Origin of the sequence: Halopseudomonas sp. MFKK-1 (assembly GCF_027474385.1) — a bacterium.
GTDB classification, from domain to species: domain Bacteria; phylum Pseudomonadota; class Gammaproteobacteria; order Pseudomonadales; family Pseudomonadaceae; genus Halopseudomonas; species Halopseudomonas aestusnigri.
Genome location: NZ_CP114836.1, coordinates 3,227,500 through 3,250,266 on the forward strand (window position 1 = coordinate 3,227,500; position 22,767 = coordinate 3,250,266).

18 protein-coding genes are annotated in these 22,767 nt (G+C 60.9%); 5 read left to right on the forward strand and 13 right to left on the reverse strand.

Translation table 11 applies throughout. The features are described 5' to 3' along the window. Positions 1-38 precede the first annotated feature (38 nt). Entirely contained in the window at positions 39-2,102 is a 2,064-nt protein-coding gene (locus tag O5O48_RS14965; RefSeq protein ID WP_269687447.1) for a PQQ-dependent dehydrogenase, methanol/ethanol family, read from the forward strand. Positions 2,103-2,247: 145 nt separating this feature from the next. Then, entirely contained in the window at positions 2,248-2,943 is a 696-nt protein-coding gene (locus O5O48_RS14970; protein ID WP_269687448.1) for a hypothetical protein, read from the forward strand. Between the two features lie 255 nt (positions 2,944-3,198). Here the strand turns inward: O5O48_RS14970 and O5O48_RS14975 are convergent, their stop codons facing one another. The 8 genes from O5O48_RS14975 to O5O48_RS15010 form a co-directional block, all read right to left on the reverse strand. Next, positions 3,199-4,572 (reverse strand): DUF1329 domain-containing protein, encoded by a 1,374-nt coding sequence (locus tag O5O48_RS14975; RefSeq protein WP_269687449.1) that lies wholly within the window; start codon positions 4,570-4,572, stop codon positions 3,199-3,201. 61 nt (positions 4,573-4,633) lie between these two features. Next, complete coding sequence (locus tag O5O48_RS14980) at positions 4,634-6,262, reverse strand: DUF1302 domain-containing protein (protein WP_269687450.1); 1,629 nt, start codon at positions 6,260-6,262, stop codon at positions 4,634-4,636. A 45-nt stretch (positions 6,263-6,307) separates the two neighbouring features. Next, on the reverse strand, positions 6,308-7,399 hold the full coding sequence (locus tag O5O48_RS14985; RefSeq protein ID WP_088274988.1) for an MBL fold metallo-hydrolase: 1,092 nt from the start codon (positions 7,397-7,399) through the stop codon (positions 6,308-6,310). Beyond that, entirely contained in the window at positions 7,396-9,255 is a 1,860-nt protein-coding gene (locus O5O48_RS14990; RefSeq protein ID WP_269687451.1) for a long-chain-acyl-CoA synthetase, read from the reverse strand. The genes O5O48_RS14985 and O5O48_RS14990 overlap by 4 nt, the downstream gene beginning before the upstream one ends. Beyond that, complete coding sequence (locus O5O48_RS14995; RefSeq protein WP_269687452.1) at positions 9,252-10,337, reverse strand: alkene reductase; 1,086 nt, start codon at positions 10,335-10,337, stop codon at positions 9,252-9,254. The genes O5O48_RS14990 and O5O48_RS14995 overlap by 4 nt, the downstream gene beginning before the upstream one ends. 10 nt (positions 10,338-10,347) lie before the next feature. After that, complete coding sequence (locus O5O48_RS15000; RefSeq protein ID WP_269687453.1) at positions 10,348-10,977, reverse strand: nuclear transport factor 2 family protein; 630 nt, start codon at positions 10,975-10,977, stop codon at positions 10,348-10,350. A gap of 45 nt (positions 10,978-11,022) precedes the next feature. Next, positions 11,023-11,796, reverse strand: coding sequence for an SDR family NAD(P)-dependent oxidoreductase (locus O5O48_RS15005; protein ID WP_269687454.1), 774 nt, complete (start codon positions 11,794-11,796; stop codon positions 11,023-11,025). A gap of 11 nt (positions 11,797-11,807) precedes the next feature. Next, positions 11,808-12,542, reverse strand: a complete 735-nt coding sequence (locus tag O5O48_RS15010) for an SDR family NAD(P)-dependent oxidoreductase (RefSeq protein WP_269687455.1) — start codon at positions 12,540-12,542, stop codon at positions 11,808-11,810. A 220-nt stretch (positions 12,543-12,762) separates the two neighbouring features. Here O5O48_RS15010 and O5O48_RS15015 point away from each other — a divergent pair, with 220 nt between their 5' ends. The 3 genes from O5O48_RS15015 to O5O48_RS15025 are packed head-to-tail and all read left to right on the forward strand — an operon-like array spanning position 12,763 to position 17,114. Continuing rightward, on the forward strand, positions 12,763-14,085 hold the full coding sequence (locus tag O5O48_RS15015; protein WP_269687456.1) for a spinster family MFS transporter: 1,323 nt from the start codon (positions 12,763-12,765) through the stop codon (positions 14,083-14,085). A gap of 27 nt (positions 14,086-14,112) precedes the next feature. Next, positions 14,113-14,949, forward strand: coding sequence for an alpha/beta fold hydrolase (locus tag O5O48_RS15020; protein WP_269687457.1), 837 nt, complete (start codon positions 14,113-14,115; stop codon positions 14,947-14,949). A 47-nt stretch (positions 14,950-14,996) separates the two neighbouring features. After that, positions 14,997-17,114, forward strand: coding sequence for an oxidoreductase (locus O5O48_RS15025; RefSeq protein ID WP_269687458.1), 2,118 nt, complete (start codon positions 14,997-14,999; stop codon positions 17,112-17,114). A 328-nt stretch (positions 17,115-17,442) separates the two neighbouring features. On the opposite strand, the gene O5O48_RS15030 is transcribed toward O5O48_RS15025, so the two are convergent. From O5O48_RS15030 to O5O48_RS15050, 5 genes are all read right to left on the reverse strand, one after another. Then, positions 17,443-17,673: a DUF2798 domain-containing protein gene (locus O5O48_RS15030; RefSeq protein WP_269687459.1), complete on the reverse strand. Its 231-nt coding sequence runs from the start codon at positions 17,671-17,673 to the stop codon at positions 17,443-17,445. A gap of 209 nt (positions 17,674-17,882) precedes the next feature. After that, on the reverse strand, positions 17,883-18,674 hold the full coding sequence (locus O5O48_RS15035; RefSeq protein WP_269687460.1) for an SDR family NAD(P)-dependent oxidoreductase: 792 nt from the start codon (positions 18,672-18,674) through the stop codon (positions 17,883-17,885). Between the two features lies 1 nt (position 18,675). Further along, positions 18,676-20,334 (reverse strand): class I adenylate-forming enzyme family protein, encoded by a 1,659-nt coding sequence (locus tag O5O48_RS15040; protein WP_269687461.1) that lies wholly within the window; start codon positions 20,332-20,334, stop codon positions 18,676-18,678. A 72-nt stretch (positions 20,335-20,406) separates the two neighbouring features. After that, complete coding sequence (locus O5O48_RS15045) at positions 20,407-21,537, reverse strand: acyl-CoA dehydrogenase family protein (protein ID WP_269687462.1); 1,131 nt, start codon at positions 21,535-21,537, stop codon at positions 20,407-20,409. Next, positions 21,534-22,739 carry an acyl-CoA dehydrogenase family protein gene (locus tag O5O48_RS15050; protein WP_269687463.1) on the reverse strand — a complete coding sequence of 402 codons (1,206 nt, stop codon included), beginning with the start codon at positions 22,737-22,739 and terminating at the stop codon, positions 21,534-21,536. Before O5O48_RS15050 ends, O5O48_RS15045 begins: the two co-directional genes overlap by 4 nt. Positions 22,740-22,767 lie beyond the last annotated feature (28 nt).

Sequence of the window (22,767 nt, forward strand, 5' to 3'; positions counted from 1 at the left end):
CATGCTGACGGTTCAAAAACAAGAACAAGGAGAGAGTTATGCCCCGTTTCACCGCGGCGCGACTGACCGGCGTGCTGCTGTCGCTGGTTGCCGCAAGCAGCCCGATCAATGCCGACCAGCAGCCCGATCAGCAGTGGCCTCATCACGGAAACAACCAGGCCGAAACCCGCTACGCTCAGGCCAGCCAGATCAATACCGAAACCATCGGTCAGCTGGGGCTGGCCTGGCACTTTCGCTTCGATCGACCACGGGGCGTCGAGGCCACGCCCATCATGGTTGGAGATACCCTGTATGTCAGCGGTCCCTGGGGGCTGGTATATGCGCTGGATGCGCGCACTGGGGAACTGCGCTGGCAACATGATCCACAAGTAGAACCCGGCAAAGGCGCTGTCAGTTGCTGCGATGTGGTCAATCGTGGAGTCGCGGTGGCGGATGGCAAGGTCTTTGTCGGCACCCTGGACGGCCGGTTACAGGCCTTGGACGCCACTAGTGGAGCACTGCTGTGGGAAACGCTTACGGTTGATCCACAACAGCCGTATAGCATCACCGGAGCCCCCCGCGTCGCCAATGGTCTGGTAATGATCGGCAACGGTGGTGCGGAATTTGGTGTGCGGGGCTACATCTCGGCCTATGACAGCGCGAGCGGCGTGCTCAAATGGCGCTTTTATACCGTACCCGGCAATCCGAACGATCCGGCTGACGGCGCTGTGTCCGACACGCCCCTGGCGCAACTGGCAAGTCCGACCTGGCAGGGGCAGTGGTGGACACTGGGCGGAGGAGGCACCGTGTGGGATTCGATGGCGTTCGACCCCGAATCCGGGCTGTTCTATTTTGGCGTCGGCAACGGCTCACCCCATGACCGTGATCTGCGCAGCCCGGGCGGCGGTGACAACCTGTTTCTATCCTCCATCATCGCAGTGCGCGCCGATACCGGCGAGTACGTCTGGCATTATCAGACAACCCCCGGTGATAGTTGGGACTACACCGCTACCCAACATATGATTCTGACCGAGCTGACGCTCAATGGCGTGGAGCGCAAGGTGCTGCTGCAGGCACCAAAGAACGGTTTCTTTTACGTTCTGGATCGGCTGACCGGCGAACTGCTCAGCGCCGATAACTACGTTCCCACATCCTGGGCCACCCATATCGATTCGGCCAGCGGCCGGCCGGTCGAGGTTCCCGGAGCGCGTTATCCCGAAAGCCAGCCGGCGCTGGTGACCCCATCGCAGATTGGCGGCCATAACTGGCAACCGATGGCGCTCAACCCACAAACCGGCCTGGTCTATATTCCGGCCCAGCAAAGCACCGCGTTCATGCAAAAGGCCAACGATACGACGGTGCGCCCCGGGCGCTGGAATACCGGGGTGCAGGATCACCCGATGCCCACCAGTGCCGAGGCGATAAAGCAGGCCAAAAGCGGTTTCAAGGGTTTTCTGCTGGCCTGGGATCCGGTAACCCAGCAAGAACGCTGGCGCGTTGAACACCCGGGCCCCTGGAACGGCGGCGTCTTGACCACTGGCGGCAGTCTGGTGTTCCAGGGTGTGGGTGGCGGCGGTTTGCACGCCTACGACGCCCGCGATGGCAAGCCGCTCTGGCAAAGCGACACCTGGCTGGACATTCTCGGCGGGCCGATTTCCTACGTATTGGACGGCGAGCAGTATATTGCCGCTGCTGCCGGCTTTGGCAGTTCCATGCACCTGACTGCCAGCTTGCTGCTGCCCCGTCGAGGAATGTCGGTACCAGGGGGTGTGTTTGTCTGGAAGCTGGGAGGCCGCCAATCCATGCCGGCTATCCCCGAGCGTCCCGAAGCACCACCATTGCCGGCAGTCCAAGCTTCGCCCACCCAGTTGCAATCCGGCGCGCAGCTGTTCACCCGTTACTGCATGGTCTGCCATGGCGCCGGAGCCGTTGCCGGCGGTGGCATTCCGGATCTGCGCTACTCGCCGTACCTGCAGTCGGACGAGCTGTTTCGCTTGCCACTGCTGCAAGGCACCTTGCAGCAACGCGGAATGCCCTCCTTTGCTGACACCCTGAATGGCGAAGACGTCTCCAGCATTCGCCGCTACATCATAGACAGCGCCGGCAATACCCTCGGAAACTGAGCGAAACACCGGTCGGCACCTGCCGGCCGGTGCAATAGCCCTGTGGAATTACGCCGTCTTGCCTAGTCCATTTACGGCACGCCGAATGCCGCCTGCTGTGTAACTTTCCAGCCCTTCTGTGATCGCCAACAAGGGAGTGAACAATATGCACGCGATCAAACGGCTGCTACTGGCAGCCACCCTCACCAACACCGCCGCAGTCTGCGCCGATACCCTCGAGCTTCAGCAACTGGGACTGCGAACCGCCAGCTCCCTGCTCATGCTGCATGGCGAGCACAACGGCAGTGAAGACCTGAACCATTTCTATCGGCTGCGGCACCGACTGGAAACCAGCTGGAGCGAGCACAAGGCAGACGCCAGTCAAGACGAAACCCTTGCCATGCAGCGCCTGTTGCAAAGCATTGATACCGCTGTAGCCCAGCTTCACCAAAACGGCGGCATCGAGCTTGAGCACGCGGAGAAAATGAACCGTGAATTGCGTCTGATGCAAAGCTTCTGGTTTCAGGCCGCCGGTGACGACCGCGGGCAGCTGCAACTGGCATTGCTTGACCTGAATTATCGCTACCTGCATCGCAGCTACATCGGTATGCCTGAGCCGCTTAGTCTGCCCGGATCCGGGTACTACAATGCCGCCAACCTGGAACTGATCAACACTCTGGATAGCGCCCTGACAGCTGTCAGCGCACCAGATCACAACGGTGCCCGCTGGCTTATGCTCAAACGCATGTACGGCGACCTTGATAGCAACTGGGCACAAACCCCAACTGCACCGGTGGTGGTCAACCTGAATGCCAACCAGTTGCTGTTCGAACTCAACGACGCCCTGAAACCAACCCCTTGACTCCTCTACTCCGTCAGCCTGCCGGCTGACGGGGCCATTGTGCGAGTCTGGCCTGCCTTCCGCGCCCCCCTCAGTCTGCCCCGGTTAAAGCAGTTGGCACGCTGCACAGCAGCTAATTGTGTGGTGGCTGGCAACGGTGCCAATGACCGCTGTTAGGCAGGCATCTGCAGTACCATCACACCGAACCTGTACGACAAAAAAACCCCCTGACTGGCAGGGGGTTTTCATCATTGATGTGATGTCACCGTCAGCAAACTATCGACCGCGGGCGCGCATCATGTCCGGCGTAAAGAAGTTGGGTTCAATATTGCCGGCATTGATGATCGGCCCCTTTTCACGCTCCTGGGTCAGCGTGTAGCCAACATACTGACCGCTGGAAAGATCATGGTAGAAGGAAGCCCCAGCCTGCCATGCGCTCATATCCGGATGGTAGTAGTAAGTCACGAACGAGTGCTTCCAGAGGTCGCCACGATTGTCATAGAAATCGGCAATCACGGCATGCCAGGTATCCTCGTCGAGATACATCATGCGTTCGCGGTAAAGATGACGGCTGTTTTCCTTGAGGTTGGCCTTGATGACCCAGACCCGGCGCAGCTCGTAGCGAATATGCTCGGGGTTGGCGTGGTTGGGGGTCAGCAGCGAATCATAGGTAATGTCACTGCTGTTGATAGCAAAGTCGTTGGCCGGAATGTAGATCTCTTTCTTGCCGATCAACTCCCAGTCATAGCGCTCCGGCGAGCCATTGAACAGGCGGTCGGAGTCGATGGTCATGGCGCCGTTGGAGCCACCCAGCGGCTGGTCGAAGCCGTAGCCTGGTGCCAGCCGGACACGGCGGGTGCCGGTGTTGTAGGTCCAGGCAACCCGGGGCGCCGTCTTGTAGTTATAGGGTTCATGGTTAACGGAAATGTTGCCGCGCTCGCGCAGCGGCATCAGCACCTCGGTCATGCAGAAAGATGAGGCACCGTCTTCGGTACGTGGCTCACCCGTTGGGCTGGATGCCGGAGACAAACAGACGCCATTCACACGACCCCAGCCAATTTCACCAGTGGGCTGTACCGATGCCAGATCACGCACTTCATCCTGGGTCCAGGCACGATAAGGCAGCTGGTGATTCCACAGCACTTCCATCGCGTTCTTCGGAATCGGGAACGGGTTGCTGCCAAGGCCGGTATAGCCCATGCCGTCATCTACCAGCTCGGCATTGAGGGCGTTCCACTTGGCGCGCTCACAAACGTGCTCCGGGTAGGCGAAATCGCGGTGGCTGGGATACACCTTGATCTGAAAGGTATCCGGGTACTGCTTGAACATCGCCAGCTGGCCTTCGGTCAGATTCTCGGCATGTTCCTGCGCGTTGGCTGCGGTGATAACCAGAACCGGCTCTTCGTTGGCGTAGGGATCAACCGGGTGTGAACCGGAATGGGGCTCGGCGTTCCAGCCTGGGACCTCGCCAACGTACTTGCGGGTATAGGGCGGAATGGTACCGGCGGCGTTACCGGCGGCTTCGGCACCAACGCAAGTCAGGTCCTGGCCAAGGCGCGCGGCTTCCTCCGGACTGACCTTGGCGTGGGCGGTCGCGGACAGCATTGCAACAGCCGCGGCGAGTGAAATAACTGCACTGTGTTTCAACATTATTTTTATCTCCAGTGTATCGGTGCGCCCCGCTCCAGCGGGGCGCAAACCTTAGGCGTCATCAGAACGAATACTTGGCCGAGAAAGTGATGTTGTCCCGGTCGGTCAGCTGGCGGTTGGCGCGCAGGCTGGCGGAGCTCAGGTAGTTGGTGTAGGTGGTGTTCAGCTCCAGGTTGCCCAAGCGTTTGAAGGTGGCACCGATCCCCAGACGCTTGTCGTGCTGACCGGCACCAATGGCGCCCTGCAATGGGGTCCGACCATCAACCACGTGGGCAAAGCTGACCGGCACACTGAGATCCCAGCCGGCAAAGATGCCCGGGTAGCTCAGGCTGACCTGCAGGGTGTAAGCCGTGGAGGACTTGGTCTGCCAGTTGTTGCCGGAGTCGTAGGTGAAATCCTTGCTGCCGAATACCGGATCACCGTCAACGCCATTGGCGCGCACATGTACCACCTCGCCGAGAATGGTGGTCGCATCGGCCCACGGCGCAGCACCCAGGGTGCGAATAAAGCTGAGCTGGAACTGCTGGCCACGGCCTCGGGTCGCGGTCGGGCCTGCCGGCGTCATGACATTGACCGGCGCGCCGTCGCGGTAGCTCCACTCACCGCCAATCTGGGTATCACCCCACAGGGTGGAGAAGCTGACACCGGTCAGCTTGATGTCGTCGAAGTACTCAACCTGATATGTGGTTGGCAACCGAGGATCAAGCGGATTCAGCCCGAAACCGCCCAGCGATATACCTGACGGGTTGCGATCATGGTAGCGAACGTGGAACAGACCCAGCTCCCAGGTAAGGCTGGGACGGTACATGACGCGCACACCCCATTGACCGCTGTCGCCAGGCTTGTTGGTGCCGGCGTAATTGGCCTGCTGATAGAAGCCTGGTGCCAATTGCAGCAACAGAAACTCCCGACCCGGGCCGGTGACGTCAGAGGTAGAGAGGTAAGAGCCCACCGGGCTCAGATCATTACCAGCCCACTCGTACTGATAGTAGGCAGCCACACCAACATCCGGGCTGATTTCCCAGTTCGCCGATACCTGCCCGAGAGGCAGCAGGACTTCCTTGGTCTCAACACCGGGCTGGCCGGCCTTGACCACATCTACCGCCGACTGGACGCCGTTTACACCTGGATAGAACAGGCCTTCACCCCAGGCCACCATATGCTCACCGGCGCGCAGCGAAAGCCGCTGGTTGGCAGGCAGGTCGAAGTTGCCATACACGTAAGCGTCGAGAATGCGCCCGTAACCACCGGAAAAGCGCTTGGTGTCACTGGTGAATTCATCAGCGGCACCAGCCTTGTTGACTGTCGCTGGCGAACGGTTGTCGTTACTGCGGTGATAAACGTCATCGTAGAACGCGTTGGCGCGCAAGACTGCCCCGTAATTGCCATGAGTCAGAATCATCTCGGCCAGCGCACCAACACGGTTGGTGGTCAGCGAGTGCTTGTCGAAGTTTCGGTTACCATCGTCACCGTTGATATTCGACAGTAGCTCGGAATCCTGATCGCTCAGGCGCATGCCGATGCCATAGCTGGTGGTCACCGACCAGTTGAGTTCTGTGTCGCTACCGAACGAAATCGGTTCCCCTGCGTAGGCGCCGGCTGCGCCAAGCGTGGCAACAGCTATCGCCAGGGAGGCAAGTACAAAACCTCCCGAAGCATGTGGTAAAGCATTCTTGTTTTTGTTGTTCATGACTGCTCCTAGTTTTGGGGGGGAACACCCCCCGGTTTGGGTTGCTTACACGTGAATGTCTCCGGGCGAACCCACTGTCTGTTCATCGGCTCTGGCCAGGCTGTAGCGCCACACCGAATCACGTAGTTCGCGCCGTACTGCGCCCTCTTCCATGAGGTAATTGAGGTGAGCCAGGGTCTCGCCCATGGCCATCAGATGATCGAAACCGTTGCGCACCCGAGTGAACAGCAGCGCCCTGGCCTGCTCTGCCGTCAGCGGTTCCTGCAGCGCCACCAGCAAGCGATCCAGATGCCGGTCGTGATGCTGCTGCAACTGCGCCAGACGCTGGTGCAGACCAAAGAACGGCCGCTCATGGGCCGGCAGCACCAGCACCGAGTCAGGCAGCTGACGCAACTTGCGAATGGATTGCAGCCACTCACCAAGCGGGTTGGCATCAGGCTCGGTAACGGTGATGCAGATGCTTGAGGTAATACGTGGCAATACCTGATCACCGGAAATCAGCAACTGGTCTTCTTCGCTGTAGAGGCAGGCATGCTCAGGGGAATGCCCTGAGCCCACCACAACTCGCCAGTAGCGATCGCCAATGCGCAGCTGCTGACCGTCACGCAGACGGCGGTAGCTGTGCGGGACGTCAATACTGAAAAAGGCCTTGTTGATCGCCGGAATCATTTGCTCAATGTCGCTGTCGGCCATGCCCGCGCGGCGATACAGCTGCATGAAGGTCCAGTGCGGTGCATCGCTTGGGCTGCCCTGAAACGTCAGCGACTGATACTCGCCAAAGGTCATGTAGGCCGGGCACTGAAAGCGATCGACCAGCCAGCCGATCAGGCCGGAGTGATCGTAATGACAGTGCGTAGCGATAACGGCCAGCACCGGTTGCCCGGCGAACAGGCCGGTGAATACCTGCTCCCAGACCGCACGCGCCGCATCCGTGGCCAAACCGGTGTCCACCACAACCCAGCCATGTTCATGGCGCAGCAGATAGAGGTTGATATGGTCCAGCGCGAACGGCAGCGGCATGCGCAGCCAGTAGATGCCGTCAGCGACCTCGCGAACGTCACCCATCGCCTGCGCCTGCTCCCAGGGGAAGCGCAGAGGCGAGTCGACGACACCGGCGTGCAGGCTGATATCGGTCATGCGCTTTCCCCGGCAAACGCCGGCAGAGCGTTGCGTGCCAGTACCTCGTCACTCAGCGGCTGATAGGTCCCCGTCATGGCATCACGAACGTACAAAGGGTCGCTGACCTGGGCAGGAGAGTAGCCCTGACGCTGAAGATCGACCTTGCGCAGCTTGAAGGTACTTGTCATATCCGCCATTGCCGAGACCCTGACAAATACCGGCACCGCATAGTGCGGCACTCGCTCTGTCGCAAATGCGTGGAACGCGTCGGGATCAAAGGTTTGACCGGGTTGCATCAGAATGGCCGCCATGCCGGCGCGGCCCTCGTGCTCGGGAACCTGAACGCCGTAAATGTTGATCAGTTCCAGACCAGGGAAGTCGCCCAGCGCATCGGCCACTTCCAGTGTGGAAACGTTCTCGCTCTTCCAGCGGAAGGTGTCGCCAATACGATCAACGAAATAGCAGTAGCCATCCTCGTCATAACGCAGCAGATCACCGGAGCTCCACCAGGCGTCGCCGTCGGCAAACACATTGCGCAGGATCTTCTTCTCGGTCGCCTCCGCCGAGGTATAGCCCTCGAAACGGCCGGCACCGATCTCCGGGTGATTGACGATGTAGCCGACAGCCTCGCCTACTTCGCCCGGTTGGCACTGGATATAGCGGCCCTGGTCGTCGCGAACGTGGGTCTGGGTCTCGGTATCAAACTTCAGCAGCCGCAGGTTGGTCTTGTCCCAGAACGGCACTCGGCCACAGGACCCTACCCGGTTGTCTACGTTGAGTGTGGCCGCGTTGGCCTCGGTAGCACCCCAGCCCTCGAAGATATCGATTTCACCGAACCGCTCCACCCAGCGCTGCCAGACATCGCGACTGAGACCGGCGCCCAGCATGCAGCGCAGGCTGTGATCACGGTCATTCGCCTGCGCCGGCTTGTTCAGCAGGTAGCGGCAGATTTCGCCGATGTACTGAAACACGGTTACCTGGTTGCGGCGAATGTCGCTCCAGAACTCACTGGCGCTGAACTTGCGCCGGAACACAATGGCAGCACCGGAGGCCAGTGCTGTCGAGGTAATCGAGGTGGCCGCTGCGCCGTGATACAGCGGCAGGCAGCAGTAGAAAACGTCCTCTGGCTTGACCTCCAGCGTGACCTTCATGACATCGCCCGAGGTCATCCAGCGCATATGGCTATAACGGGCCGCCTTGGGCAGACCGGTGGTACCGGAGGTGAAGATATAGAGCATGTCATCTTCGGCCTTGATACCGACCCGCAGCGCCCGGTCGGGACGCGCATCGGACGCTGCCGCAACCGCACTGGCGAAACCGCTATCCAGATAGCCGGGGAAGGCGCTATCCGCCGGCTTTTCAGCATCAGGCACCAGCCAGCAGGGATAGGCGGCGGTCTCGCTGGTATCAAGAAATACCTTCAGGCATTCCTCACCGATAATGACCGCTTTGGCCCCGGTGCTTTCCAGCGCATGGACCAGCGGCTTGCCGGTGAGGTGATAATTGATAAACGCAGTGGTGACACCCAGCTTGCTCAGGGCGAACCAGCAGAAGAAAAAGTCCGGCCGGTTTTCCATTGCCAGAGCGCAAACGTCACCAGCGCGCAGGCCCCGCGCCAACATGGCATTGGCGTAGCGATTGGCTATGCGCTCGACCTCGGCATAGGTGAATCGCTGGTCCTGATAGATCAGGAACGGCCGTTGCGCATAACGATCCACCTGAGCCTCGATCCGGTCGGCGAGCGTATAGGCGTCACTTGGCTTGATCTGCAGCGAGGCCGCCGAGCGCAGGTCCAGTTTCGCCTGCGTCGCCTCTCGGGATGGCAGCTCAAAGCGGGATTCTTGTTCTTGTTTTGCCCTGGCTTGAGTGGTCATGCATGTTCCTCCAGCGGATTGGCGCCTAGCGCCGGATAGTCGATGTACCCCTTTGGACCGGGTGAATAGAGCGTCTGGCGATCAAACTCGGCCAGCGGTGCGCCAGCGCGGATGCGCTCTACCAGGTCGGGATTGGCGATGTAGTGACGGGCAAACGAGACCGCATCAGCCGCGCCCTGCTCTATCGCAGCCTGCGCGGTATCAGGCTCGAAACCGTCATTGATGATCAGCGCCCCGGCGAACCGGCTGCGCGCCAGCGCAAAGGCGTCGATCTTCGAGCTGTGGGCCCGCATGATGTGCAGATAGGCCAGATCCAAGCCCTGCAGCGCATCCAGCAGCGCGTCAAAGGTGGCAGCCGGGTTGCTGTCGGCTACGTCGTTGTAGCGGTTGGCCGGACAGAAGCGGATCCCCACCCGACCGGCACCGATGGCATTCGCCATCGCGTCCAGCACCTCACGGGTAAAGCGCACGCGGTTTTGCGGGCTGCCGCCGTATTCGTCGGTACGCTGGTTGGCGTTTTCCGACATGAACTGCATCGGCAGGTAACCACTCGTACAATGCAATTCAACACCATCAAAACCGGCAGCACGGGCATTCAGCGCGGCCTGCCGATACTCGCTGACCACCTCGGCGATCTGCTCGCGGGTAAGGGCCTCGGGCTGCTCGGTTGGCGCCAAGCCAACTGCATCGGTAAACAGCTCGGTCTGCGCGGCTACTGCCGACGGAGCAACGGTACGCGCGCCCTCCGGCTTGTTGTGCCTGCTGGCAACCCGGCCGCAATGCATCAGTTGCAGCACGATGCGGCCGCCACGGGCATGCACGGCTTCGGTCACCTGACGCCAGGCGGCGATCTGCTGGTCGTTGTAAATCGCCGGCGTGCGGCAATAGCCCAGACCGTCAGCCGACGGCGCAGTGCCCTCGGCGACAATCAGCCCGGCACTGGCGCGCTGGGCGTAGTACTCAACCATCTCGGCGGTCGGCACCGCACGATCATCTGCACGGCTGCGGGTCATCGGCGCCATGACGATACGGTTGGCCAGTTCGATCTCGCCAAAGCGAGCCGGCTGCATCAGAGCATTCATGCCGGCCTCCTCAGCGCACACGAATCTTCGGCGGCGGGGTGTCGCCCCGCATGCGCTGAAGAAACTGTTCAAGGGGAGCCGGCTCGGCCACTTCCGGCAGATGATCGCGCTCGGGCGCACCAGCCCAGAACGACTTCCACGACGCGAACAGATCATGGAAGGTGCCCGGATAAGGCGCACGACCCGGCCAGCGCATTTTCATATCGCCGATCGGCGGCTTGTTCAGGTCAGTGGCGTACCAGTAACACGGCAGACGGCGGCGGAAATACCAGCGCCCATCAATGCGCTGATAGTCGTCCCAGTAGAGCATTTGCATGATGACCCACTCAGCTCCGGTCTCATGCTCGTTCTTGGAATACACCACGCCAATGGCGTTATCCGGATCGGTAAACTCAATGATGTGCTGACCGATATGATGCGAGGTGCCGGTAAACTGCCAACGCAGGGTGTCATCGACCCAGGCCTTGAGATGCTGACGGCCGGTCTTTTCGCGTCCTACACGGATATCCGGCGCAAACAGGCCGACGTGCGCATCCAGGTCGCGCATATCCAGTGACAGTGCGTATTTACCAGCCAGCTGGCGGATCTCCTCAATCGACTCAAGGCGATCCAGGCGCTGTACCAGGGAATTCTGATCCATGTCTTGCCTCAACTTCAGGCAGGTGCGAGCACGGGGCTCGCCCTGTTATTCAAAAACGGTGTAAAGGTCGGAACTGCGGCCACCATCAACGGCCAGACTGGCGCCGGTAATGTAGGAAGCTTCGTCCGAGGCAAGGAAGAACACGGCATTGGCGAGCTCGTCGGCCTCGCCTACCCGTCTCATGGGAATCAGCTTCTCGGTGTTGTTGCGCGAAGCATCGTCACTCAGCATGCCGGCAGTGGCCGGGGTAGCGACCACGCCCGGAACCACTACGTTGCAGCGCACGCCGCAGGCAGCGCCCTCGGAAGCGACCGCACGACTGAAGTTGATGACTGCTGCCTTGGCTGCGGAGTAGCCGGACATCCAGGCGGTGCCAAACACGCCACAAATGGACGCGATGTTGACGATGCTGCCGCCGCCCTGCTTCTTCATCAGTTGCATGGCAGTGCGGGTACCCCAGAAGGTGCCGTCAACAGTGGTCGCGAAGTTGGCGTGCCAGTCGGCAGTGGTCATCTGATCAACGCCGCCCCAGGTATAGGCCATGGCGTTGTTGACCATGACATCAAGACGACCGAATTGCTCTGCAGTTGCCTCGATGGCACCAACGAAGGCTGCCTCGTTGCTCACATCGGCTACGCGGTAGCTGGCCTTGCCACCGGCTGCGGTGATCTCGCCAACCACGTCGCGCAGCGGACCTTCACTGCGACCACAGATCACTACGGTAGCGCCTTCAGCGGCCATTTTCTTCGCGGTGGCCGCGCCAATACCGGAACCACCGCCGGTTACGAAACACACCTTGTTATGCATACGTGCAGTCATAATCTGTCTCCTTACAGGAAGGCGGAGCCGCCGTTGATGGTCAGGTTCTGGCCGGTCACGAAGCTGGCGTCATCGCTGGCCAGGAACACCACCGCGCGAGCGATTTCAGCCGGCTGACCCAGACGACCCAGCGGAATGGCAGCGACCATCGATTGCATCCACTCATCGGGAATGCCGGCCATCATCGGGGTGTCGGTCGGGCCTGGAACGATGGTATTGACGCGAATTTTCTGCGGCGCCAGCTCCCGCGCCAGGCTGCGGGTCAGGCCCATCACGCCGGCCTTGGATGCGACGTAATGACTGGGGCCTTCACCGGTCACTGCACCGGTGCTGGAGAAGTTGATAATGCTGCCGGCGATACCGCCGTTGACCATCAGGCGGGCCGCTTCACGAGCACACAGGAAGCTGCCCTTGAGGTTGACGCCCACCACGCGATCCCAGTGCTCAACGGGGGTATCCAGAAAACTGTCGACGGAGCCCGTGCCGGCGTTGTTGACCAGCACGTCAAGGCGGCCCGCCTCACTACTGATACGCTGCATGGCTGCCTGGACAGAGGCTTCATCCATGACGTTGCAGACCACGGCGCGAGCCTTGTCACCGTACTCGGCAACACTGGCGGAGATAGCCTCTTCGTTGATGTCTGCGGCGTAGACGATCGCCCCTTCGGCAACGAATTCACGCACGATGGCTGCACCCATTCCCTGGGCGGCACCGGTAACGAAGGCAATCTTGTTATTGAGTTTCATGGCTGCTCCTGTTGGCCCGATTGCGACGATCGGGTTGATTACGGTTGCAGCAATGATTCACGTGACAAAGCAGGCAAACATCGTCCGATGAGACTAAGCAAATTGGCCCATCCAGAGCGCCTGGCGAGGTCTTGAGAAGCTGGTCTGAACGGACGATGAAGATCGCTGAAAGCGCGCGGATGATCCTGTTTACGTACAAAAACAAAAGGAACACAACACCATGAATGCTCCGCCGAGAACCTCGGTTCCCCATGCACCGGTCGTTACCTGGCGCACCCACTACGCACTGTTCATGCTGGCGATCATCTACATCTTCAACTACATCGATCGTCTGGTTGTTTCCATTCTGATTGAACCGATCAAACTGGAGTTTGGTGTCTCCGACACCCTGATCGGCCTGCTCTCCGGGGTCGCTTTTGCCCTGTTCTACACCGTTTTCGGGTTGCCTTTCAGTCGCCTGGCCGACCGTTTCGGTCGCAAGCCCGTGGTTGCACTGGCGTGTATCGCCTGGAGTGTGATGACCATGTTGTGCGGTCTGGCCGGCAGCTTTGCGGTACTGCTGCTATGTCGTATCGGCGTCGCCGTCGGAGAAGCCGGCGGTTCGGCACCATCAGTGGCCATGGTGTCGGATCTCTATCCACCCAAGCAGCGCACGCGGGCGCTGGCGGTACTGATGATGGGGCCGGCGGTCGGTGCATTGGTCGGCCTGGGCGTGGGTGGCTGGGTCGCCGAGACCTGGGGCTGGCGCTGGGCATTTATCGCGACCGGCGCGCCCGGGGTCCTGCTCGGCCTGCTGCTGGCCTTTACCGTGCGTGAGCCAGCCAAGCCCGCTGACACGTCGGCGCAAAACAGCAATGACAGTTTCTGGCGCACTATAAGCAGCCTGCTGGCGACCCCGTCCTACCTTCTGATCATTGTCGGCGGCAGTCTGGCGGCGATCGCCGGCTATGCCATTGCCACCTGGAATCCCAGCTTCCTGATTCGCTCCCACGGCCTGAGCCTGAAAGAAGCAGGGCTGCTGATGGGGCTGGGGGGCGGAGTAATCTCCGTGTGCGGAACACTGGCCTGCGGCTGGTTCACCGACCGAATGGTTGCCCGGTCCCCGGCATGGCAGCTGGGCGCCGCTCTGTTTGGCAGTTTGCTGAGCATCCCCTTCTGCCTTGCATTCTATCTGTGGCCAGCAGGTACCGCGTTCCAGGTTGGCAGCGTTGCGGTACCCACGGCAGGACTGTTCTACATCGGCTTTGCCTTCTTCGGCATGTGGTGGTCGGTACCCTGCTTCGGTGCCATGAGTCACCTGTTCCCGCCCAGCAGACTGGCGCAGGGCACGGCCATTCTGTTTATGGGTATCACCCTGTTCGGCGTAGGCCTCGGCCCGCTGGTGGTTGGCGTGCTGAGCGACCTGTTCAGCCATATTGCCGGTACCGAAGCTCTGCGCTACTCGCTGGCCAGCACCGTTTCCCTGCTGGCTTTGTCCTGCCTGTGCCTGGCACTGGCCATTCCCCGCTACGTTCGCCAGATCACCACCACCAAGGTCAATTGAACCGACCCAAAACCATCAGGAGTCAAAATGAGCAACACCAATCAGGATCTTCCGCTGCCAGTCGGCAAATACGCCAAGCTCGACACCGGCCTGACTGTGCACTACCTCGATATCGGCAAAGGTCCGGTTATTGTCTGGCTGCACGGCAGCGGCCCGGGTGCCAGTGGTTTCAGTAACTTCAAGGGTAATTACCCGGTTTTCGAGCAAGCCGGTTACCGCAATCTGGTACTGGATCTGCCCGGGTTTGGTCGTTCCGACAAGCCGGATACGGTCAACTATGATCTCGACTTTTTTGTGCGCAACCTCAAGGCACTGCTTGATCAGCTCGAAATTGACAGCTGCACCCTGCTCGGCAACTCGCTGGGCGGTGCCATCGCTCTGGGCTTCGTGCTGGCTTACCCGCAACAGGTCGACAAACTGATTCTGATGGCCCCCGGTGGTATCGAGGAGCGCGAAACCTATTTCCAGATGGAAGGCATTCAGCGCATGGTCGAGGTATTCGGTCAGGGTCCGATGGGTGTTGAGCAAATGCGCCAGGTCATGACCCTGCAACTGTTCGATCCAGGCCAGCTCCAAGAAAGCCTGCTGGCCGAACGTGCAGCTGTCGCGGTGACCCAGCCAGGCAACCTGTTTTCCACCATGCTGGTGCCGAACATGACCGAGCGCCTGAGCGAGATCAAGGCTCCGATCCTCGGCTTCTGGGGCACTAACGATCGCTTTAATCCGCCGGCCGGTGCCTTCAAGATCCTGGATAACGCCCCAAATGCGCGCTTCGTCATGCTCAACCGTTGCGGCCACTGGGTGCAGGTAGAGCACCAGCACATGTTCAACCGTGAATGCCTCGAGTTTCTGGCCGACGCTTGAGTCTCACCCGGCGAGCCACATCAACTGATGTGGCTCCGAGAGTCCCCATGTCTTACAAAAATCTTCTTTCAGCCGGCCGGATCGGCCGGCTGCATTTGCGTAATCGCATCATCATGGCGCCGATGGGCTCCAACTTCGCCGAAGCCGATGGCACCTGCGGCGAGCGCATTCAGGCGTATTACGAAGCACGTGCTGCCGGCGGCGCCGGTCTGCTGATCATGGGTGTCTGTGCCGTAGCATTCCCTGCAGGCACCGCCGAGCCCTATCAGGTTGGCGTCTCCGAGGACCGGTTCATTCCCGGACTGAGTCAGCTGGCTGCGCGGGTACACAGGCACGGCGCCAAAATTGCCATGCAATTGCAGCATGCCGGCAAGACCGCTGCGCGCGATATTGCCGAAGGTCGCGAGCTGTGGGTGCCGTCCATGCCGCCGCCAATGAAAACCGACATGATGGCCGCTCTGACGCCCGAGGAGCTGCGCGGATTTATCAGCGGTAACAGGGGGCGCCCCAGCGTGCGAGTCATGGACAAGGCAGACATCACGCAGATGATCGAGTGGTTCGCTAGCGCCGCAGTGCGTGCGCAGCAGGCCGGCTTTGACGGAGTCGAGATCCACGCGGCCCACAGCTACATCATTGCCGGCTTCCTCTCGCCCTACTACAACCGGCGCGACGATGAATACGGCGGCAGCATCGACAACCGCGCCCGGCTGATGCTTGAGGTGCTGCGGGAAGTACGCCGGCGCACCGGCGAGGACTTTGGCGTCTGGTTGCGCCTCGATGCCGCCGAACTGCATACCGAGGGCGGCATCACTCTGGACGAGTGCAAGCAGTTTGCGCGCATGGCCGAACAGGCCGGCGCCGATGCGGTTTCAGTATCGGCCTACGCCACTATCAAATCCGGGGTAGCCTTCACCGAGGCACCACTGGTGCAACAACCCGCAGGGTTTCTCGAGTGGGCCACCGAGGTCCGCAGCGCAGTCAGCATACCGGTCATCGCAGTAGGCCGGATCGAACCGGAACTGGCCGACAGCGCCATTGCCGACGGACGTTGCGACTTTGTTGCCATGGCCCGCAAGATGCTGGCCGATCCCGAGTTGCCCAACAAGCTGATGCGTGGCGATGCGGCTGCGATTCGTCCCTGCATTTACTGCTACGTCTGTGTCAGTCAGATTTTCGTCAATGAACGGGTCAAATGTGCGGTCAATCCGTTTACCGGCAATGAGTCGCGTAAGCTGATACTGCCTGCCGATCCTGCCCGTCACGTGGTAGTGGTAGGCGGCGGACCAGCCGGTCTGGAAGCGGCCAGACTGGCAAGCCTGCGAGGCATGCGGGTTACCCTGCTTGAGCGCAGCAGTCAGCTGGGAGGCACGTTGTTCTTTGCTGCCCTGCCCTACCCGGAGAACGGCAAGTTGCTGGATAACCTGGTATATCAGGTCCGCCAGTTGCCGATTGATATTCGCCTGAACACCGAGGCCTCACCGCAGCTGCTGCGTGACCTGGGCGCCGATCATGTGCTGGTTGCCAACGGTGCCAGCCGGGTGCCTCCTCATATACCCGGTGCGGACGGGGCTCACGTCTGGAGCGGTGATGAGCTGCGCCGGCTGATGACCGGTGATCGCGCCCAGCAGGTAGCCCGCAGCAAATTATCCGTATTGCAGCGCGGCATGCTCATGACTGGGACGCTGATTGGCGCGACCCGCAGTACCTCAGCACTTCGCCAGCTGTCACGGCTCTGGATGCCGTTGGGCAAACAGGTGGTGATCATCGGCGGCGGACTGGTTGGCCTCGAGCTGGCCGAGTTTCTTGCCGAGCGCGGTCGCAGTGTAAGCGTTGTCGAACCGACGGAGAGTTTTGGCCGGGAATTGTCCATCGTGCGTCGCTGGCGCGTGCTCGACAACCTCCGCAAGCACAGTGTTGCAATGCATCGCCAGACCAGCGTGGTAGCGATCGACCAGTGTCAGGTGCACTGTCTGGACGAAAATGGCGGTGCTTTCAGCCTGCCTGCCGACTCTGTCGTCATCGCTCTTGGGGCGGCTCCGCAGGGCGATCTGGCCGAGCAACTGGCCAGGTCCGGTATTGCTGTCAGCCGGATTGGCGACTGTAACGAGGTGGGATATATCGAGGGCGCCTTGCGCTCGGCCACCGACGCGGTACTTGCGCTGTGAACAGCGGCCGCGTCCTGGTCCATACGCTCTAGTCTCTATAGAGGATTCGCCGGCGCGACCACACGGTCACAATACAAACATGGCGTATTCGCCATGCCTCCGTTAGTGGTGAAGCTGCGCGACCGGCTTTGCGACCACGCACAGCGTGCAAACGCTGTTTTTTGCCGGCACGGGTTCTCCTCCGTGTCGGTTTTTTTTGATCTATCGCATACGCTGACCAGCATCCCTCCCTGAGTGCCTGCGCTACGCGGCCTCTCGCTCTTGGGCCGCGCCGGGGGACGCAGCTAGTCCCGCCCCCCCAGCACGGCCGCCTCCTGTTGTCGATAGCTCAGTCCCGCCCGGGACCGGCAAGTCGGCCAGCCAGCATGAAGGCCAGTGGCGACACCAGCAGCGACAGGCAAAAGGCAACGGGCCAGGCGACGACAAATGCAGCAGCCCAAGTGCCCAGCGCTTTAACGCTGAATCCCAAATTCAGAAAGCTGAAAAAGCCGGTCATAAGAAAGGCCATCATCCCGGAGATGAAAACCTGAGCAACGATGATGACGCGTTTACTGTGCATGTGCATGAACTCCTCAGAAGGTCCGGGAGTGCATGGGCAGCGGAGGCGGCACACGGCATCTCCCCCGGATGGAACAGGGTGATGCTGTGGGTTCTGAAAACAGACTAATTCCCGCGTGGGCACGAGTGCCGGAATAACCACACCGGCATATCATTTTTCGACCGGGCGATGCTAAGTGGCGACTGCCCCGCCGTCAAGGCTGCGCAGCTCTATTCTGCCGGCTGCGGTGCCCAACTAACGCCGTTGATATGCGAACCGCCGTCAACAAACAGGGTGTTCCCGGTAAGGTAGCGGGCAGCGTCGCTGGCGAGGAATACCGCCACCGGACCGATATCGTCCTTTGGGTCTCCTACACGCCCCATGGGGTTGGCGGCCGCCATGGCCCTGGCATTATCCGGGTTGGCCTCGGCAAAGCGCTGATAGGCAGCGCTTGCCGCCCCCGGGCAGATAATGTTGCAGCAGATCTGATCAACCGCCCACTCGCGCGCCGCGGTGCGGGTCAGACTGCGCAGGGCCTCCTTGGCGGCATTGTAGTCGCCACTGTACATATGCGCGTTCACTCCATTGAGCGAGCACAGGTTGATAATCCGCCCGCCTCCCTGCTGGCGAAAGTATGGCAACGCCGCCTGCATGGCCCAGAATGCCGCCATCACCGCCATGTCATAGCCGCCGCGCAGCTGCTCATCGGTCAGCTTTTCCAGCCGGGTCAGCCGACCGGCCTTCCAGGCGTTGTTGACCAGTGCATCAAGCCGTCCGAAGTGAGCATGAGCTGCGTCCACCATGGCGATTACCTGCGACCGATCGGTGACATCCACCACCCGACTGGCCACCCGCCCCGGGTGACGTTCATTCAATTCCGCCTCGGTAGCGGCAAGTGCCTGCGCATTGATATCGGTAAGCATCACGCCGGCTCCGGCCTCCAGCATGGCTTCAGCCATACCGCGACCAATGCCCATGGCGCTGCCGGTAATCACTGCAACGCGATTGTCCAGAAGCCCCATGCTAGATCCCCAGTGCCTGTTTGATCACCGGCTTCTGCAGCTTGCCGGTCGCGTTGCGGGCCAACGGCTGGTCGGCGAACCAGATACGCTCGGGAATCTTGTAGGCTGCCAGGTGCTCAGCCATGAACGCCTGCAGTTGCTCGGGCTCCAGTTCTCCGTTGCGGTACACTGCCAGACCGACCACTTCGCCAAAACGGCTATCCGGGCAGGCAAAGGCAGCAGCCTCGATTACGGCCGGGTGTGCGGCGGCCACCTGCTCCACTTCCAGTGCCGAGATATTTTCGCCACCGCGAATAATGATGTCCTTGATACGGTCGGTAATGCGGATCATGCCATTGTCGTCCAGGCAGCCGACATCGCCACTGAACAGCCAGCCGTTATTCAGGGTTGCGGCGGTTTCCTCCGGGCGGTTCCAGTAGCCCCGCATCATCGCCGGCGAGCGCAACCATATCGGCCCTTCGCTGCCGGCAGGCAAAGGCTGCTCAGGCGATTCGCCAATGCACATATCAACAATCGGAAGTGGCCATCCCGCGGTAGTCGGGAACAGTACAAACTGATCTCCGGCATGGGCGGCGCCAATACCATTACCCTCGGTCATGCCGTAGCCGGTCCCAACCATTGCCTGCGGTTTCACACTCAGCAGCCGCTCCAGCAGCGCCGAGGAGGCAGCACCGCCACCAAGCCCAAGGGAAAACAGGCTTGCGGTTGCCTCGGAATCAAAGCGCGGATGAGCCAGAAGCTCCTGCATCATCACCGGTGCACCATTGAACTGAGTGCAACGCTCGGTTTCGATCAGCCGCAGCGCCTCCTCCACATCCCATTTGTACATGATGACCATGCGCCGACCGTTGCGTAGCATGCTAAGGAACTGAGCATGCAGACCGCTGACGTGAAACAGCGGGAAACACAGCAGTGCCGTGGGCTGCAGCCCCGACGCCATGATCGGCTTGATTCGCTCAGGCGAACTCATGGCGGCCATTGCGCCCTGATAGTCCAGCGCAAACAGTGCCTGACCCAGCGCCTGGTTGGTCGACACCACGCCCTTGGCGCGGCTGGTCGTCCCCGAGGTATAAAGGATCAGGGCGTCATCCTCCGGCGCCGGCTGGTGCAGCGTGGGCGGCGCGGAAGGCAGCGCCATCATGGGTGCCCACTGGGCCGCCACCGGCTCGTCACCGATGCCGTCAACCAGCAGCACCCGGGTGCGCTCGGGCAAGTCGTCGATGACCTGCTGCCAGCGTGGAAGGTCACAGATCAGCAGCGCAACATCCGCATCCTCGATGCAGTACAACAACTCGTCATGCAGGCCCCAGCTGTTCAGCGGCACCGGCACAAGGCCCGCCTGTACGCAGGCGACAAAGGCAATCATCCACTCGGGACGATTGCGCATGGCTATCGCTACCCGCTGGCCGGGCTGCAGACCCAGTGTCTGCTGCAGCGCCGCCGTCAACTGATCGGCGGCCGCAAAGAAGCTACTGACGGTATAGCGCTGATCCTGCCACAGCAGAAATGGCACGTCGCCATGGCGACGACCGGCCTGAATTGCTTCCACCAGAGTGGTCGGCGCATTACGAAAGCGCTTGCTGCCGTCGGCAGCCGTATCGAGCGCAAAGGGAGACTGGTCGTGCAGCAACTGGCCAATGCTGGCACGAGCAGTAGTCAAAAAAGTGTTCTTGTCTGTCATCTGGGTAGCCTGAGTCTTGTTGCTTTTATTGGTACTGCAACCCGTTTGCGGCTAGCTCAGCCGCACGCCGGCATAGCGCGATACATGAAAGGCACTGTGCCCGAGCTGAGACTGCGCCATGCGAATACGCTTGAGGAACAACCCCAGGTCGTATTCATCGGTCACGCCAATGCCTCCGTGCATCTGGATCGCTTCGTTGCTGATCAGCTGGGCCGCTTCATTGGCTTTCCACTTGGCCAGACTCACCAGTTGTCGGCGTTGAGCCGGGTCGACCTGATTACGATCCAGCGCCTCAAAGGCTGCCATCACGCTGCTGCGCATCAGCTCCAGCTGGACATACAGTCGCGCCGCCCGGTGCTGCAGCGCCTGGAAGCTGCCTATTGGGGCATCGAACTGCACCCTGGTGCGCAGGTACTCAAGGGTCATGGCAAAGACCGCTTCGCAGCAGCCAAGCAGCTCGGCTGCAAGACAGGCTCGACCGCGATCCAGCGTCAGCTCGAGTGCCGCCTCGAATTGGTCGCTGGCGAGCAGTGCAGATGCGTCCACCGCTGCGTCTTCAAGCAGCAGTTGCGCCATATTGCGCGCATCAATCATCTGCCGACGCTGCAGCGTCATGCCAGCCGTACCGGCGGGTACGGCGAATACCCCGCGCTGACCGTCTTCGAGGCGCGCAATCACCAGCCAGCCGTCGGCCTCCAGGCCATCGATTACCCAGCTCTTGCAGCCACTGAGCCGGTAACCACTATCGGTTCTGATCGCACGGGTATCGCACAGATCCGGCTGGTGGCGGTCGGCTTCTTCGAGAGCCAGCGCCCAGCGCTGTTCGCCCGCGATCAGACCCGGCAGCAGGCCCTGCGTCTGACTATCACTGCCCAGTTGTTCGATAAGACTGCCGCACAACACCACGCTGCTTAGCAAGGGGGACGCACTGAGGTGACGACCGATCTGCTCGAAAATCGGCGCAAAGCCGGCAAAACCGAAGTCGAGCCCGCCCTGGTCCTCGGCGAAGGCGACCGCGGACCAACCCAGTTCAACCATCCCCTGCCAGACCTGCGGGTCAAAGCCAACGGCCGCGTCGGCGTCGCGCAGGGCGCGTTGGGCAGCCACCGGGGAGCGTGCCGCCAGGAAGTCCTGCGCACTGTCCAGCAACTGCTGCTGGTCTTCGTTGTAGATCAGGCTCATGAGCGCACTCCCTGGACCGGGTCCGGCAGGCCAAGCACCCGCTTGGCGATGACATTCAACTGTACTTCCGACGAGCCGCCGGCAATGGTCTGGGCAAAGCTCATCAACCAGGCCCCGGTCAGATCGAGATCACGACTGGCGAATCCGTCACCGCTCCAGCCCATGGACTGATTGCCCAGCAACTGCAGCAGGATTTCGAACTTCTCGCGTTCCTGCTCGGTATGCACCAGTTTGGAGATAGCCATCAGACCGGAGACGTCCTGACGGGCGCTGAGGCTGTCGATCATCCGGCGATTGGTCAGACTGAAAGCCTGCTCATCCATCAGACAGGCAACAGCCCGCTGCTGAAGTGCAACTTCGTCAGCATCTTGCGGCGCCGGCAGACAGCGCTTGACGTATTCATCCAGGTCAAAGTGGGTAGGCAGTGCCGACTCACTGAACCGGGACATGGCACGGCGTTCGTGCTGCAGCAGGGCCTTGCCCAGCTTCCAGCCGTCGTTAATTTCACCAATGAGCTGCGAGCGCGGTACCCGAACATTGTCAAAGAACACCTGACAGAAAGAGGACTTTCCGCTGATCAGATCAATCGGCGAGACGCTAACACCAGGCGACGTCATATCCAGCACAATCAGGCTGATACCCTTCTGCTTGGGCACCATGGGGCCCGTGCGCACCAATGCGTACATCCAGTCGGACTTGTTGCCGTAGGAGGTCCAGATCTTGGTGCCGTTGATCACGTAATCGTCGCCATCAAGCACTGCCGTCGTGCGCAGGCTGGCCAGATCCGAACCGGCATTGGGCTCGGAGAACCCCTGGCACCAGCGAATTTCACCACGCGCCATCGGCGGCAGAAAACGCTGTTTCTGCTCCTCGCTGGCATACTCCAGCAACACCGGGCCAAGCATCCAGATACCCAGATTAATCTGGGGTGGACGACAGTGCAGGCGCCGCATTTCGGCATCCAGAATGGCGCTGCGGCGCACATCCAGACCACCACCGCCGTAGGCAACCGGCCAATCCGGGCAAAACCAGCCCTTGTCTCTCATCCGCTCGAACCAGAGCTTCTGGTCTTCACTGCAAAACTCGACATTGCGCCCACCCCAGACCATCTCCTCTGACGGCATCGGCGTGCGCATCGACGCTGGGCAATTGGCTTCAAGCCAGGCCCGGGTTTCGGCGCGAAACTCTTCCAACTCGTTCATGCTATACCTGCTCGCTGTTACATCCGGG